Genomic DNA, 14,007 nt, shown 5'->3' with positions numbered 1-14,007 from the left:
GTTACCTCGACTGATCGGTGACTAGGGGATGGTGCTGCAGGTTGCGCTTGGAGGCGGCGATGTGGCGGCGCATCAGCAGTTCGGCCAGTTCGCCATCGCCTTCGGCCAGGGCATCGAGGATGCGATGGTGCTCGGCGAATGCCTGGCGCGGCCGATTGGGGGTGGCGGAGACCTTGAGCCGGTACATGCGCACCAGGTGATAGAGCTCGCCGCAGAGCAGCCGCACCAGCATGCCGTTGCCGCTGGCCTGGATGATGCGGTAGTGGAAGTCGTGGTCGCCTTCCTGCAGGTAGTAACCGGTGCCGGCCTGGAACGCCGGATCGCGCTCGTGGGTATCCAGCAGCTGGCGCAGTTCGTCGATGCCCTGGGGCGTGAGGCGTTCGGCCGCCAGGCGGCAGGCCATGCCTTCGAGGGATTCGCGGATCTCGTAGAGCTCGACCAGCTCAGCCAGACTCAGGGCGGCGACCCGCGCGCCGGCATGGGGCACCCGCACCACCAGGCGCTGGCCTTCCAGCCGGTGGATGGCCTCGCGCAGCGGCCCGCGGCTGATGCCGTAGGTGCGCGCCAACTCGGGCTCGGAAATCTTGCTGCCCGGCGCCACGTCGCCACGGACGATGGCCTCGCGGATCCGGCGGAAGACCTGCTCGGAGAGGGTCCCACTGTCGGTCTCGGGCGCTTCGACCTGGAGGGGGCTATCGATCATTGTCGACACCTTTTGTGTTTATGGGTCAGATAACTACGCCTGAACGCCATTACAGTCAATCTTTGTCGACAATCCAGCTGTGACACCCTGTATCTCGCTCTCGCCCCAGGCGGTTCGCTACACTAGCGCGCCGCCCACCCCAGCCGACCTCGCCATGCCCCTCTGCCAGTTGCATCCCCTGCCCTACCACGCCGATCCCACGGTGCGGTTCGCCCTGTTGCAGGGCGAGCCCGGCGCGGTGCTGCTGGACTCCGGGCGGCCGGTAGCCGAGCGCGGTCGCTACGACCTGATGGCGGCCTGGCCGCGCGAAGTGCTGCAACCCGACTTCGGCGAGTCGGGGCGAGCCTTTTTCGCCCGGACACGCACCGCCCTGGCCAGCCTGGGCCAAGCGGACCTGCCGGAGGGCGTGGACCTGCCCTTCGCCGGTGGCCTGCTGGGTTATCTCGGCTATGACTTCGGTCGCCGCCTGGAGCGCCTACCGGACGGCGCCCGCGCTGACCTGCAGCTGCCCGATGCCCGCCTGGGCCTCTATGCCTGGGCGCTGATCAGCGATCATCAGGCGCGGACCAGCCAACTGGTCTTTCATCCCAGGCTGGACGAGACGGAAAGGCAACGCCTGATCGCGCTGTTCGCTGCCGATGCACGCCCCGAGGCCGACGGCTTCCGCCTGACCGCGCCCTTCGCCGCCGACATCGACCGCGCCACCTATCGCCAGCGCATCGAGGCCATCCAGGCCTATATCGCCGCGGGCGACTGCTACCAGGTCAACTTCGCCCAGCGCTTCCGCGCGCCCTTCCAGGGTTCGCCCTGGCGCGCCTACCGGGCCCTGCGTGCGGCCTGCCCGACGCCCTTCTCCGGCTACCTGGCACTGGACAGGGGCGCCCTGCTCAGCCATTCGCCCGAGCGCTTCCTCCGAGTGAGTCGCGGCCAGGTGGAGACCCGGCCGATCAAGGGCACCCGGCCACGCCGTACCGATCCCACCGCCGATGCCGCCGAATCCCGCGCCCTGCTGGCCAGCCCCAAGGACCGCGCCGAGAATCTGATGATCGTCGACCTGCTGCGCAACGACCTCGGCCGCAGCTGTCGGACCGGCTCGGTACGGGTGCCCGAGCTGTTCGCCCTGGAGAGTTATCCCAACGTCCACCACCTGGTCAGCGCCGTCACCGGTGAACTGGCCGCTGGGCTGGACGCCCTGGACCTGCTGGCCGGCAGTTTCCCTGGTGGCTCCATCACCGGGGCACCGAAGATCCGCGCCATGCAGATCATCGACGAGCTGGAAGAGACCCGCCGTGGCCCCTACTGCGGCTCGCTGCTCTATCTGGACGTACGCGGCGAGAGCGACAGCTCCATCCTGATCCGCAGCCTGCTGGCCGAAGACGGGGTACTCAGTTGCTGGGGCGGCGGCGGCATCGTCATGGATTCCCACTGGGAAGACGAATACGCCGAATCCCTGGCCAAGGTGCGGGTGCTGCTGGAGACGCTGGAAGCCCACAGCTGATCCGGCTTTGCTACCATGGGGGCATCCTCTCGCCGGCTGGAGCCCGCCATGTCTCTCGATCTCGCCCGCATCAACGCCGACCTTGGCCGCGATCCCGAAAAGCTCGTCGCCTGGGCCCTGGGGCTGGGTAAAAGTGCCATCGTCACCACCAACTTCCGCCCCTTCGAGGCGGTGATCCTGCATATGGTCAGCCAGGTCAAGCCGGACATCCCGGTGGTCTGGATGGACAGCGGCTACAACACCCCCGCCACCTACCGTTGCGCCGACGAGATCGTGCGCAAGCTGAACCTCAACCTGGTGACCTACCTGCCCAAGCGCTCCCGCGCCCACCGCGAGGCCATCGACGGCCCGGTGCCGGGGCTGGACGATCCGCGCCACGCCGCCTTCACCGAAGAGGTCAAGCTGGAGCCCTTCGCCCGCGCCCTGCGCGAGACGGCGCCCGAGGTCTGGTTCACCGCCCTGCGCGCCACCGACACCGCGGTGCGTGCCCAGATGGATCCGGTCAGCGTCAATCCGGACGGCCTGATCAAGGTCGCGCCGCTGCTGCACTGGACCTCCAAGGACCTCTACCAGTACCTCACCGCCCACGACCTGCCCAACGAATTCGACTACTTCGACCCCACCAAGGGTGACGAAAACCGCGAGTGCGGCCTGCACCTCGCCCACTGAGTCGATGCCTCCCGCGCGCCCCCTCCCGGGCGCGCCCTGCTCCTGCTGAAACCTCGCCCATGATCGCTTCCCGCCCTATCCACTCCCGCAAGGGCGTCTTTGCCGTGGTGCTCGGCAACGCCGTGGAGTTCTTCGACTTCGGCGTCTACGCCACCTTCGCCGTGCTGATCGGCCAGGTGTTCTTTCCTTCTGACAATCCTTTCGCCAGCCTGATGGCCAGCGTCATCACCTTTGGCGTCGGCTTCGTCGTCCGCCCGCTGGGCGCCATTCTCATCGGCGCCTGGGCCGACCGCGTTGGGCGCAAACCGGCGATGCTGCTGACCATGGTGCTCATGGCCCTGGGCACCGGTGGCATCGCCGTGCTGCCCGGCTACGAGCAGATCGGCATCGCCGCGCCCATCCTGCTGGTGCTCACTCGGCTGTTGCAGGGCCTGGCCTGGGGTGGCGAGGCCGGCCCGGCCACCACCTACATCCTGGAAGCGGCGCCGCTGCACAAGAGGGGCACCTACGCCTGCTGGCAGGTAGTGGCCCAGGGGCTGGCCGCGGTGGCGGCCGGGCTGATCGGCTACGGCCTGACCCTCTGGCTGACGCCCGAACAACTGCTGGCCTGGGGCTGGCGCCTGCCCTTCCTGCTGGGCTTGGCGATCCTGCCCATCGGCCTCTATATCCGTCGCGGCCTGGTGGATACCCATGTAGGGGAAACACGAGGTACCGGGGCGGTGCTCGGCGAGGTACTGGCCACCCAGCGGCGACCGCTGCTGCTGGGCCTGCTGATCCTCTCCGGCAGCACCATCACCCAGTACTTCCTCAACTACATGACCACCTTCGCCCTGGTGGAACTGAAGCTGCCGGCCGGGATCGCCATGCTCGCCACCCTGGTGATGGGCGCGGCCATGGCGGTGTGCTCGATCCTGGGCGGCGTGCTCAGTGATCGCTATGGCCGGCGCATCGTGCTGATCCTGCCGCGATTACTGCTGCTGGTGCTGCTCTATCCGGCCCTGGAACTCATCACCCAGGCGCCTGGCTCCGGCACCTTCCTGTTGACCTTGGCGGTGCTCTCCGGCCTGCACGGCATGAGCGGCGCGGCGCTGATCGTGCTGCTCGTGGAAAGCTTTCCCCAACGGGTGCGGGCCACCGGTTTCTCCCTGGTGTACGCGGTAGGCGTGGCGGCCTTCGGCGGCACGGCCCAGATCGTGGTGACCTGGCTGATCGGCGCCACGGGGGATCGCATGGCGCCGGCCGCCTATCTGCTGCTGGCCAATCTGGTCTGTCTCGGCGCCGCCTGGTTCGCCGCCGAGACCTGCCCGGGGCGTCAGCCGGCGGAGCGCTCCGCGGCATAACCCTCTTCCCGACGGTTCTTGCGCTCCAGGCGGGTATAGACGATGCCGGTCAGCAGCAGGCCGAATACCAGCACCGCGGCCAGCAGATAGAGCCCCGAAGCCAGGGTACCGGTCGCGGCCTTGAGCGCGCCGATGCCATAGGGGCCGAGATAGCCGCCGAGGTTGCCCACCGAATTGATCAGGGCGATACCGGCGGCGGCGCTGGCCCCGGCGAAGAAGCGACCCGGCAGGGTCCAGAACAGCGCGGTGAGGGAAAACAGACAGAAGGCCACCACCGACAGCGCCGCCAGCTGCAGCACCGCGGTACCGAACCAGGCACTGCCGGCCATGGCCAGGGCGCCCACGGCATAGAGCACCGCCAGGTGCCCATAGCGATCGCCCAGACGATCGGAACTGCGCGGCACGATGAGCAGGCCGAGGATGCCGAAAGCATAGGGGATGGCGGAGATGAAGCCGGTGGTGAGATCGCTGCCACCGAACTGGTGGATCAGCGTCGGCAGCCACAATCCGAGACCGTAGATGCTCAGGGTCACCGGCAGGTAATACAGCGCTAGCAGCAGTACCCGACGATCCTTGAGCGCATGCAGGGGATTGCCATGGCGGGTCTGGTCGAAAAGGTGCAGGTCCTTTTCCAGCTCCGTGGCCAGCCAACGCTTTTCCTCGGCGTCCAGCCAGGTGACCTGCTGCGGGCCGTCCGGCAGCCGGGTCAGGGTCGGCCAGGCCAGCAGCACCGCCGGGGCGCCGATGCAGAGGAACAGCCACTGCCAACCGTGCAGACCAAGGGCGCCATCCAGCTGCAACAGCATGCCCGACAGCGGTCCCGTCACCAGCATGGCGATGGGCTGGGAGAGGATGAACAGCCCCATGATCTTGCCGCGGTGGCGCACCGGGAACCACTGGGTGAGGTAGTAGAGCACCCCGGGAAAGAAGCCGGCCTCGGCGACCCCTAGCAAGAAGCGCATGACATAGAAACTGTTGGGCCCCTGCACGAAGGCCATGCCCATGGTGATGGCACCCCAGGTGATCAGGATGCGGGCGAACCAACGACGCGCACCGAAGCGTTCCAGCAGGAGGTTGCTGGGCACCTCGAAGAGGAAATAACCGATGAAGAACAGGCCGGCACCGAGGCCATAGGCAGCATCGCCGATGCCGACGTCGGCGCCCATGTGCAGCTTGGCGAAGCCCACGGCAGAGCGGTCGATGTAGGCGACCAGATAGAGCAATACGAGAAAGGGGATCAGCTTACGCGTGATCCGGCGGATGAGGACGGATTCGGGGTGCATGGCGTTCTCCGACTTGTTGTTGTTGTGCGGTTGAAGCGCAGATTGCTCAAAATTCTAACGTACTATCATTGAATCGTTAAACACCCAATTTAGGCCATTAATCGACTCTTAAGGTAATTTTGATAATACTAAAATATTGTTACGAAGTAGGAAATCTTACCTCTTGATTTCCGCTGATCCCCGTTACAGAGCCGCTTGGCCCGCGATAACATCGGTTATCGCGCTGATGGTGTTATAGTGATGGCACGACGACTTCGGATGCCTTTCGATGAATTACAAGACACCGCTGCCGCGCAAAAGCAGACACGCTCGCATCGTCCACGAACTCGGTACTCAGATCGTGTCTGGCCAGTTTTTGCCAGAACAACGCCTGCCTCCCGAGTCGCAACTGTGCGAAGACTACGAGGTGAGCCGGCCCGTCCTGCGGGAAGCCACCAGAGTGCTGGTCGCCAAGGGCTTGGTCAGATCCAAGCCCAAGGTCGGAACTGTTGTGAAGCCACGCAACGAGTGGCATCTGCTCGACCCCGACGTCCTGCATTGGCTGTTGCAGAGTGATTCCCGGCACTCCTTTTTTGAAACCCTGGTCAAGGTGCGTAACATCATCGAGCCGGAGGTCGCTGCCATGGCGGCGGCCAATGCCCAGCCCGAAGACCTGACGGCGATCGAAGAAGCCTATGAGCGCATGGAGCAGGCCGAGGATCTGACCGCCATGGCCGAGCCGGACATGGCCTTTCATCTGTCCATCGCCAATGCCACGCACAACGAGTTGCTCATTCACCTCTACAGCATCATGCTGATCCCGGTACGGGACTACCTGGAACGCTCTGCGGCGCTGTTCAAGGATGAAAGCCTCGGTCTGCTAGTACCGCGACACAAGGCCATCCTGACCGCCATTCAGCATCGCGATCCGATCTGCGCCCGCCATGCCGCTATCGCGCAGCTGGCCGGGGTCGATGACCTGGTCACCGAGACCTTCCGGACGGATCCCTTGTCTGCCAAGGAAGTTTCGTATGATCATTAAGGGCAATAACCCACTCGCGGTATGCCCTCATGTCCAGCAGCTACCACGCTTCCACCGTCGAACAGCTCGGCCAGCGTCTGGCGGCTGGGCAATTCCCACCTGGTAGCTCGCTCAAGGTAGAGGCGGACCTCTGCCAGGAACTCGGCGTCAGCCGTACCATCCTGCGCGAGGCGATCAAGACCCTGGCGGCCAAAGGCATGCTGGAAGTCGGCCCCAAGGTCGGTACCCGGGTCCTGCCGCTCAGCCGCTGGAACCTGTTCGACACCCAGGTGGTGGGCTGGTTGGCCACGGGCGGCCTGCCCGCGCATTTCGTCAAGGACCTGCTGGACCTGCGCCACGCCATCGAGCCGGCCGCGGTGCGCTGGGCCTGCGAAAGAGCCACCCCCGAGCAGGTCCAGGCGATTCAGGTCGCCTACCAGCATCTGGAAGCCTCCCTCGACGGTGGCGACTACAACACCGCCGACCAGCGCTTCCACGAATGTGTCCTGGCGGCCAGTCACAATCAGTTCATCGAGCAGATGGTGCCCGCGCTGGGCGCGCTGCTGGCAGCCTCCTTCACCCTGTCGTCGGCCGACCCTGACGAGCTGCGACGCACCCTCCCCCTGCACAAGACCCTTGCCGATGGCATCGCGTCCCGCGATGCCGCGCGCGCCGTCTGGGCCTGCATGATGCTGATCGACAGCGCAGCGGTGACCCTCGCCCGCTATACCGACTGACGTCCCGGTCGGCAACCTCGGCGTCTCTCCAGGTTCCTATGCTTGGATTTTCCGTCCTGCCACAACAAGAGAGGTGAACGATGGATTGGCAGCCGCTGCTTCCCCAGCGCTTCAAACTGGCCGAGGGTCCCTTCTGGGACCAGGAGACCCAGGCGCTCTACTGGGTGGACATCGCCGGCTTCAAGGCCTGCCGCCTGCGCGGCGAGCACTACCAGGAATGGCAATTGGATAGGCCCTGCTCCGCCTTCGTGCCTACAATCCGTGGCGACGCCCTGGTGACCTTGCCGGATGGCGTCTTCCGCCTGGATCTCGATTCCCCGCCAGAGCGTCCCGCCCTGGAGCTGTTCTGCGTCGCCGATCCCGATCCAGGCAATCGCGGCAATGAAGCGCGCTGCGATGCCCAGGGCCGGCTCTGGCTCGGCACCATGCAGAACAATCTCGATGCCCAGGGTGGCGATGTGGCCATCGATCGCCATTCGGGCGGGCTGTTCCGCATCGACCCTGATGGCAGCGTCAGTCGTCACGCCAGCGATCTCGGCATCGCCAACACCCTGGTGTGGAGCGCAGCCGACAACCACGTCATCAGCGCCGATACCCTGAAGGACACCCTCTATCGCTATCCACTGGATGCCAGCGGCAACCTGGGCGAACCCACCGTTTGGGCCGGTCCCCACGAGCGCGGCTCGCCGGATGGCTCGGCCATCGACAGCGAAGGCTGTGTGTGGAACGCGCGCTGGGACGGCAACTGCCTGCTGCGTTTCTCGCCCGAGGGCGAGTTGCTGGAGATCGTCGAGCTGCCGGTCCAGCGCCCCACCAGTTGCGTCTTCGGTGGACCGGATCTGCGCACCCTCTACGTTACCAGCGCCGCCGCCGATGGCGCTCTCGACGGCGCCCTGCTCACGGCGACCGCGCCGGTAGCCGGCATGCCCTGCCACCGTTTCGCCGGCTGATTCATCCTACCGACCCTGGCGCCCTCTGCAGCGCCTTTCAGCGCTAGACCCTATGTAACAGCCTGGTGACAGAGGTGACGAAAAATCTCGTCACCTTTTCCTTGCGCCCGCATTCATCCAATCATACTATCAATAAAGAGCGGCGTCGTCTGACCTCCACGACGGCAGCCCGCCGCCTTGCATTGCCTGGCCACACCAATAAAAACAAGGAGTTCCAGCTATGTTCCGTGTTCCGGGAGTTCGTTCTCTGCTGCGTGCCGCCCTCGCCGCCGGTGCCGTCAGCCTGTCTCTCTCCGCCTTCGCCGCCGATCCGGTCAAGATCGGCTTCCTGGTCAAGCAACCCGAGGAACCCTGGTTCCAGACCGAGTGGGCCTTCGCCGAGAAAGCCGCCAAGGACAAGGGCTTCACCCTGCTCAAGATCGCCGTGCCGGATGGCGAGAAGACCCTTGCCGCCATCGACAGCCTGGCTGCCAACGGCGCCAAGGGCTTCGTGATCTGCCCGCCCGACGTCTCCCTCGGCCCGGCCATCGTGGCCAAGGCCAAGCTCAACGACCTCAAGGTGATGGCGGTGGACGACCGCTTCGTCGACGCCAAGGGCAAGTTCATGGAAGACGTGCCCTACCTGGGCATGGCCGCCTTCGAGGTCGGTCAGCAGCAGGGCGCGGCCATGGCCGCCGAAGCCGAGAAGCGTGGCTGGAAGTGGGATGACACCTATGCGGTGATCAACACCTACAATGAGCTGGATACCGGCAAGAAGCGCACCGACGGTTCGGTGGAAGCCCTGAAGAAGGCCGGCCTGCCCGCCGACCACATCATCTTCGCCCCGCAGAAGACCCTCGACGTGCCTGGCAGCATGGACTCCACCACCTCGGCCCTGGTCAAGCTGCCCTCGGGCGCCAAGCACCTGATCATCGGCGGTATGAACGACAACACCGTGCTGGGCGGCGTCCGCGCCACCGAAAGCGCCGGCTTCAAGGCCGAGCAGGTGATCGGCATCGGCATCAACGGCACCGACGCCATCGGCGAACTGAAGAAACCCAACAGCGGCTTCTTCGGCTCCATGCTGCCCAGCCCCCACGAAGAGGGCTACCAGACCGCCAGCATGATGTACGAGTGGGTCACCACCGGTAAGGAACCGCCCAAGTACACCGCGATGGACAAGGTCACCCTCATCACCCGCGCCAATTTCCAGCAAGAGCTGGAAAAGATCGGCCTCTGGAAGTGATGACCCCGGCGGCGCCGGTCCTGGCGCCGCCCCCTTTCATATTGGAGCCTTTATTACGATTTAGCGAGCTAGCGACAAACAAGGCGAAAAGGCTTTAGGAAGCGCAGTTTACGATTAGTAAATGAGCATTCCGACGGGGCTGGCCCTCCAGAGGCTTTTCAACACAGTTTGGCCGACGCGCAGCAGATCGTAAAAAGGTTGTGACGGGAGTGCCTCATGGCAGCCTTGGAACACACCACCGCCCAGAGCGCCGACAGCCTCGGTTTCGTCGGCATCGGCAAGACCTTTCCCGGCGTCAAGGCGCTCGCCGACATCTCCTTCAGCGTGCGTCCCGGCTCGGTGCACGCCCTCATGGGCGAGAACGGCGCCGGCAAGTCGACCCTGCTGAAGATCCTCAGCGGCTACCACGCCCCCACCACCGGACATCTCAACATCGACGGCCAGGAGCTGGTGTTCAAGAGCACCGCCGAAGCGATCCGCGCCGGCGTCGCGGTGATCCAGCAGGAGCTGCAGCTGGTGCCGGAGATGACCGTCGCCGAGAACCTCTTTCTCGGTCACCTGCCCGCGCGTTACGGCATCGTCAATCGCGGCCACCTGCGCCGCCAGGCCCTGGACCTGCTCAAGGGTCTGGCCGAAGAGATCGACCCCAATAACAAGGTCGGGCGCCTGTCGCTCGGTCAGCGTCAGCTGGTGGAGATCGCCAAGGCGCTCTCCCGCGGCGCACGCGTCATCGCCTTCGATGAACCCACCAGCTCGCTGTCCGCCCGCGAGACCGATCGGCTGATGACCATCATCGCCCGGCTGCGCGACGAAGGCCGGGTGGTGCTCTATGTCTCCCACCGCATGGAAGAGGTCTTCCGCATCTGCGACGCGGTGACGGTATTCAAGGACGGTCGCCACGTGCGCACCATCGAGCGCCTGGCCGACATCACTCCCGACCAGCTGATCACCCTGATGGTCGGCCGGGATCTCGCCGACATCTACGACTACCGGCCGCGTGAGATCGGCGGCGGCTGCCTCAAGGTCGAGGGCCTGCTCGGCCAGGGCCTGCAGCAGCCGGTGGGCTTCGAGGTCTGCCAGGGCGAGATCCTCGGCCTTTTCGGCCTGGTCGGCGCCGGCCGCACCGAGCTGCTGCGCCTGCTGGCGGGCCTGGAAAAGCACAAGGCTGGCAGCCTGAGCCTCAAGGGCGCCCCGGTCAGCCTCAGGTCCCCACGCGACGCCATCGCCGCCGGCATCCTGCTGTGCCCGGAAGATCGCAAGAAGGAAGGCATCGTGCCCCTGGCCAGCGTGGCCGAGAACATCAACATCAGCGCCCGCGCCCACCATGCCAGCCTCGGCTGCCTGATCCAGGGTCGCTGGGAAAAGGCCAACGCCGAAAAGCAGATTCGCGCGCTCAACGTGAAGACGCCCCATGCCGGGCAGAAGATCAAGAATCTCTCCGGCGGCAACCAGCAGAAGGCCATTCTCGGTCGCTGGCTGTCGATGCCCATGCAGGTGCTGCTGCTCGACGAACCCACCCGCGGCATCGACGTGGGTGCCAAGTCGGAGATCTACGCCATCATCCATGACCTCGCCGCCCGCGGCATCGCCGTGGTGGTGGTCTCCAGCGACCTGATGGAGGTCATGGGCGTGGCCGACCGCATCCTGGTGATGAGCGAAGGCGCCATCACCGGCGAGGTGGCCCGCGCCGAGTTCAACGACGAGCGGCTGCTGCAGCTCGCCCTGCCCCGTACCCGCGCCTGAGGGCGCGCCTTGCTGGTCGAGATAACAATAAAGAGGTCCTATCCATGTCCGCTCAACCCCACAGCCTGACCCCGCCGCGCCGCGGCTTCGACATGCGTCGCTTCCTCGACGACTGGGCCATGATGCTGGCCGCGCTGGTCATCTTCGCCCTCTGCGCGCTGTTCGTGCAGAACTTCCTCTCGCCGCTGAACATGCGCGGGCTGGGCCTGGCGATCTCCACCGTGGGCATCGCCGCCTGCACCATGCTGTTCTGCCTGGCCTCAGGCCACTTCGACCTCTCGGTGGGCTCGGTCATCGCCTGTGCCGGCGTGGTCGCGGCGGTGGTGATGCGCGACTTCGACAGCGTCTTTCTCGGCGTCGCCGCCGCCCTGGCCATGGGCCTGGTGGTGGGCCTGATCAACGGGCTGGTGATCGCCAAGCTCAAGATCAACGCCTTGATCACGACCTTGGCGACCATGCAGATTGTGCGCGGCCTGGGCTACATCTTCTCCGACGGCAAGGCCGTGGGCGTCTCCCAGGAGCAATTCTTCGTGTTCGGCAACGGCCAGCTGTTCGGCTTGCCGGTGCCCATCGTCATCACCCTGCTGTGCATCCTGTTCTTTGGCTGGCTGCTCAACTACACCACCTTCGGCCGCAACACCATGGCCATCGGTGGCAACGAGGAGGCCGCGCTGCTGGCCGGTGTCCACGTCGACCGCACCAAGATCATCATCTTCGCCATGCATGGGGTGATCGGCGCCCTGGCCGGCGTGGTACTGGCCTCGCGCATGACCTCGGGCCAGCCGATGATCGGCCAGGGCTTCGAACTCACGGTGATTTCCGCCTGCGTGCTGGGCGGGGTCTCCCTGGCCGGCGGCATCGGCATGATCCGCCACGTGATCGCCGGCGTGCTGATCCTGGCGATCATCGAGAACGCCATGAACCTGAAGAACATCGACACCTTCTACCAGTACGTCATCCGCGGAACCATCCTGCTGCTGGCGGTGGTCATCGACCGCTTCAAGCAGCGCTAAACCCAGACTCTGCCCTCCCCCGCGGCGCCAGGTGCGCCGTGCCAGGGACCGATTTGCCCGTGAAATGCCCGAGGACAAGACAATGACCACGCCCAAACGCCCGCTCCGCTCCGCCCAGTGGTTCGGCAGCAACGACAAGAACGGCTTCATGTACCGCAGCTGGATGAAGAACCAGGGCATCCCGGACCATGAATTCCAGGGCAAGCCCGTCATCGGCATCTGCAACACCTGGTCCGAGCTGACCCCCTGCAACGCCCACTTCCGCAAGATCGCCGAACACGTCAAGCGCGGTATCTACGAAGCCGGCGGCTTCCCGGTGGAATTCCCGGTGTTCTCCAATGGCGAGTCCAACCTCAGACCCACCGCCATGCTGACCCGCAACCTGGCCAGCATGGACGTGGAAGAAGCCATCCGCGGCAATCCGGTGGACGCCGTGGTGCTGCTGACCGGCTGCGACAAGACCACGCCAGCGCTGCTGATGGGCGCCGCCAGCTGTGACGTGCCGGCCATCGTCGTCACCGGTGGCCCCATGCTCAACGGCAAGCACCACGGTCGCGACATCGGCGCTGGCACCATCGTCTGGCAGATGCACGAGGCCTACAAGGCGGGCGCCATCGACCTCAACGAATTCCTCTCCGCCGAAGCCGGGATGTCACGCTCGGCCGGCACCTGCAACACCATGGGCACCGCCTCCACCATGGCCTGCATGGCCGAAGCCCTGGGCACCTCGCTGCCGCACAACGCCGCCATCCCGGCGGTGGATTCGCGTCGCTACGTACTGGCGCACCTGTCCGGCATGCGCATCGTCGAGATGGTGGAAGAAGACGTCCGGCTATCGAAGATCCTCACCAAGGAAGCCTTCGAGAACGCCATTCGCGTCAACGCCGCCATCGGCGGTTCCACCAACGCGGTGATCCATCTCAAGGCCATCGCCGGCCGCATCGGCGTGGACCTGGAGCTGGACGACTGGACCCGGGTCGGCCGCGGCACCCCCACCATCGTCGATCTGCAGCCCTCCGGCCGCTTCCTGATGGAGGAGTTCTACTATGCCGGCGGCCTGCCGGCAGTGATCCGCCGCATGGGCGAAGCCAAGCTGCTGCCCCACCCCGAGGCCCTGACCGCCAACGGCAAGAGCCTCTGGGCCAACTGCGCCGAGGCGCCCATCTACGGCAACGACGAGGTCATCCGCGCCCTGGACAACCCGCTACGCGCCGACGGCGGCATCTGCGTGCTGCGCGGCAACCTGGCACCCAAGGGCGCGGTGCTCAAGCCCTCGGCCGCGACCCCGGCGCTCATGCAGCATCGCGGTCGCGCCGTGGTGTTCGAGAACCTGGAAGACTACAAGGCGCGCATCGTCGACCCGGACCTGGATATCGACGAGACCTGCGTGATGGTGCTGAAGAACTGCGGACCCAAAGGGTATCCGGGCATGGCCGAGGTGGGCAACATGGGCCTGCCAGCCAAGCTCCTGGCCAAGGGCATCACCGACATGGTGCGCATCTCCGACGCCCGCATGAGCGGCACCGCCTACGGCACCGTGGTCCTGCACGTGGCGCCCGAGGCCTCGGCCGGCGGTCCGCTGGCGGTGGTGCGCGAAGGCGACATGATCGAGCTGGACTGCGCTTCCGGCCGCCTGCACCTGGACATTCCCGACGAAGAACTGGCTGCGCGCCTGGCCGACTGGCAACCGCCGGCGGATCAGCTGCTGGCCGGCGGCTACCGGCGCCTCTACGTCAACCACGTGCTGCAGGCCGACGAAGGCTGCGACTTCGACTTCCTGGTCGGCTGCCGCGGTTCCGAAGTGCCACGCCACTCCCATTGACCGGCTCTACCCCCTCTCCCACCG

At 65.7% G+C, this 14,007-nt stretch carries 12 protein-coding genes; 10 read left to right on the top strand and 2 right to left on the bottom strand.

Annotated elements, in window-relative coordinates; translation table 11 throughout:
- Position 1 precedes the first annotated feature (1 nt).
- Positions 2-703, bottom strand: coding sequence for a GntR family transcriptional regulator (locus AX284_RS04915; protein WP_068383852.1), 702 nt, complete (start codon positions 701-703; stop codon positions 2-4).
- A gap of 154 nt (positions 704-857) precedes the next feature.
- Here AX284_RS04915 and pabB point away from each other — a divergent pair, with 154 nt between their 5' ends.
- The 3 genes from pabB to AX284_RS04900 are packed head-to-tail and all read left to right on the top strand — an operon-like array spanning position 858 to position 4,210.
- Positions 858-2,201, top strand: coding sequence for an aminodeoxychorismate synthase component I (gene pabB / locus AX284_RS04910; RefSeq protein WP_064307464.1), 1,344 nt, complete (start codon positions 858-860; stop codon positions 2,199-2,201).
- A gap of 48 nt (positions 2,202-2,249) precedes the next feature.
- Positions 2,250-2,870, top strand: a complete 621-nt coding sequence (locus tag AX284_RS04905) for a phosphoadenosine phosphosulfate reductase domain-containing protein (RefSeq protein ID WP_064307463.1) — start codon at positions 2,250-2,252, stop codon at positions 2,868-2,870.
- A 59-nt stretch (positions 2,871-2,929) separates the two neighbouring features.
- A complete protein-coding gene (locus AX284_RS04900; protein ID WP_068383850.1) occupies positions 2,930-4,210 on the top strand; it encodes an MFS transporter in 1,281 nt (426 codons plus the stop codon).
- On the opposite strand, the gene AX284_RS04895 is transcribed toward AX284_RS04900, so the two are convergent.
- Positions 4,183-5,493 (bottom strand): MFS transporter, encoded by a 1,311-nt coding sequence (locus AX284_RS04895; protein ID WP_017641931.1) that lies wholly within the window; start codon positions 5,491-5,493, stop codon positions 4,183-4,185. The genes AX284_RS04900 and AX284_RS04895 overlap by 28 nt on opposite strands.
- A 268-nt stretch (positions 5,494-5,761) precedes the next feature.
- Between AX284_RS04895 and AX284_RS04890 the strand changes: the two genes are divergently transcribed.
- The 7 genes from AX284_RS04890 to AX284_RS04860 all read left to right on the top strand — a co-directional run bounded on the left by AX284_RS04890 (position 5,762) and on the right by AX284_RS04860 (position 13,983).
- Positions 5,762-6,514, top strand: coding sequence for a FadR/GntR family transcriptional regulator (locus AX284_RS04890; RefSeq protein ID WP_017641930.1), 753 nt, complete (start codon positions 5,762-5,764; stop codon positions 6,512-6,514).
- Between the two features lie 29 nt (positions 6,515-6,543).
- Positions 6,544-7,230, top strand: coding sequence for a FadR/GntR family transcriptional regulator (locus tag AX284_RS04885; protein WP_017641929.1), 687 nt, complete (start codon positions 6,544-6,546; stop codon positions 7,228-7,230).
- Positions 7,231-7,310: 80 nt separating this feature from the next.
- On the top strand, positions 7,311-8,180 hold the full coding sequence (locus tag AX284_RS04880; protein WP_017641928.1) for an SMP-30/gluconolactonase/LRE family protein: 870 nt from the start codon (positions 7,311-7,313) through the stop codon (positions 8,178-8,180).
- A 220-nt stretch (positions 8,181-8,400) separates the two neighbouring features.
- Positions 8,401-9,405, top strand: coding sequence for a substrate-binding domain-containing protein (locus tag AX284_RS04875; RefSeq protein ID WP_007160547.1), 1,005 nt, complete (start codon positions 8,401-8,403; stop codon positions 9,403-9,405).
- Positions 9,406-9,621: 216 nt separating this feature from the next.
- On the top strand, positions 9,622-11,148 hold the full coding sequence (gene araG / locus AX284_RS04870; protein ID WP_068383848.1) for an L-arabinose ABC transporter ATP-binding protein AraG: 1,527 nt from the start codon (positions 9,622-9,624) through the stop codon (positions 11,146-11,148).
- A 44-nt stretch (positions 11,149-11,192) separates the two neighbouring features.
- On the top strand, positions 11,193-12,161 hold the full coding sequence (araH, locus tag AX284_RS04865) for an L-arabinose ABC transporter permease AraH (protein WP_059315695.1): 969 nt from the start codon (positions 11,193-11,195) through the stop codon (positions 12,159-12,161).
- 82 nt (positions 12,162-12,243) lie between these two features.
- The gene (locus tag AX284_RS04860; protein ID WP_068383846.1) at positions 12,244-13,983 is read left to right on the top strand and encodes an IlvD/Edd family dehydratase; all 1,740 of its coding nucleotides are present in this window, start codon (positions 12,244-12,246) and stop codon (positions 13,981-13,983) included.
- The last annotated feature ends 24 nt before the right edge of the window (positions 13,984-14,007 follow it).

The sequence above is a fragment of the Pseudomonas sp. HUK17 genome (genome assembly GCF_001566765.1).
This window is presented reverse-complemented; position numbering and strand designations above follow the sequence as displayed.

Bases quoted from the DNA above. Each gene is read 5' to 3' on its own strand.
- AX284_RS04915 (WP_068383852.1), bottom strand. From the start codon at position 703: ATGATCGATAGCCCCCTCCAGGTCGAAGCGCCCGAGACCGACAGTGGG.
- pabB (WP_064307464.1), top strand. From the start codon at position 858: ATGCCCCTCTGCCAGTTGCATCCCCTGCCCTACCACGCCGATCCCACG.
- AX284_RS04905 (WP_064307463.1), top strand. From the start codon at position 2,250: ATGTCTCTCGATCTCGCCCGCATCAACGCCGACCTTGGCCGCGATCCC.
- AX284_RS04900 (WP_068383850.1), top strand. From the start codon at position 2,930: ATGATCGCTTCCCGCCCTATCCACTCCCGCAAGGGCGTCTTTGCCGTG.
- AX284_RS04895 (WP_017641931.1), bottom strand. From the start codon at position 5,493: ATGCACCCCGAATCCGTCCTCATCCGCCGGATCACGCGTAAGCTGATC.
- AX284_RS04890 (WP_017641930.1), top strand. From the start codon at position 5,762: ATGAATTACAAGACACCGCTGCCGCGCAAAAGCAGACACGCTCGCATC.
- AX284_RS04885 (WP_017641929.1), top strand. From the start codon at position 6,544: ATGTCCAGCAGCTACCACGCTTCCACCGTCGAACAGCTCGGCCAGCGT.
- AX284_RS04880 (WP_017641928.1), top strand. From the start codon at position 7,311: ATGGATTGGCAGCCGCTGCTTCCCCAGCGCTTCAAACTGGCCGAGGGT.
- AX284_RS04875 (WP_007160547.1), top strand. From the start codon at position 8,401: ATGTTCCGTGTTCCGGGAGTTCGTTCTCTGCTGCGTGCCGCCCTCGCC.
- araG (WP_068383848.1), top strand. From the start codon at position 9,622: ATGGCAGCCTTGGAACACACCACCGCCCAGAGCGCCGACAGCCTCGGT.
- araH (WP_059315695.1), top strand. From the start codon at position 11,193: ATGTCCGCTCAACCCCACAGCCTGACCCCGCCGCGCCGCGGCTTCGAC.
- AX284_RS04860 (WP_068383846.1), top strand. From the start codon at position 12,244: ATGACCACGCCCAAACGCCCGCTCCGCTCCGCCCAGTGGTTCGGCAGC.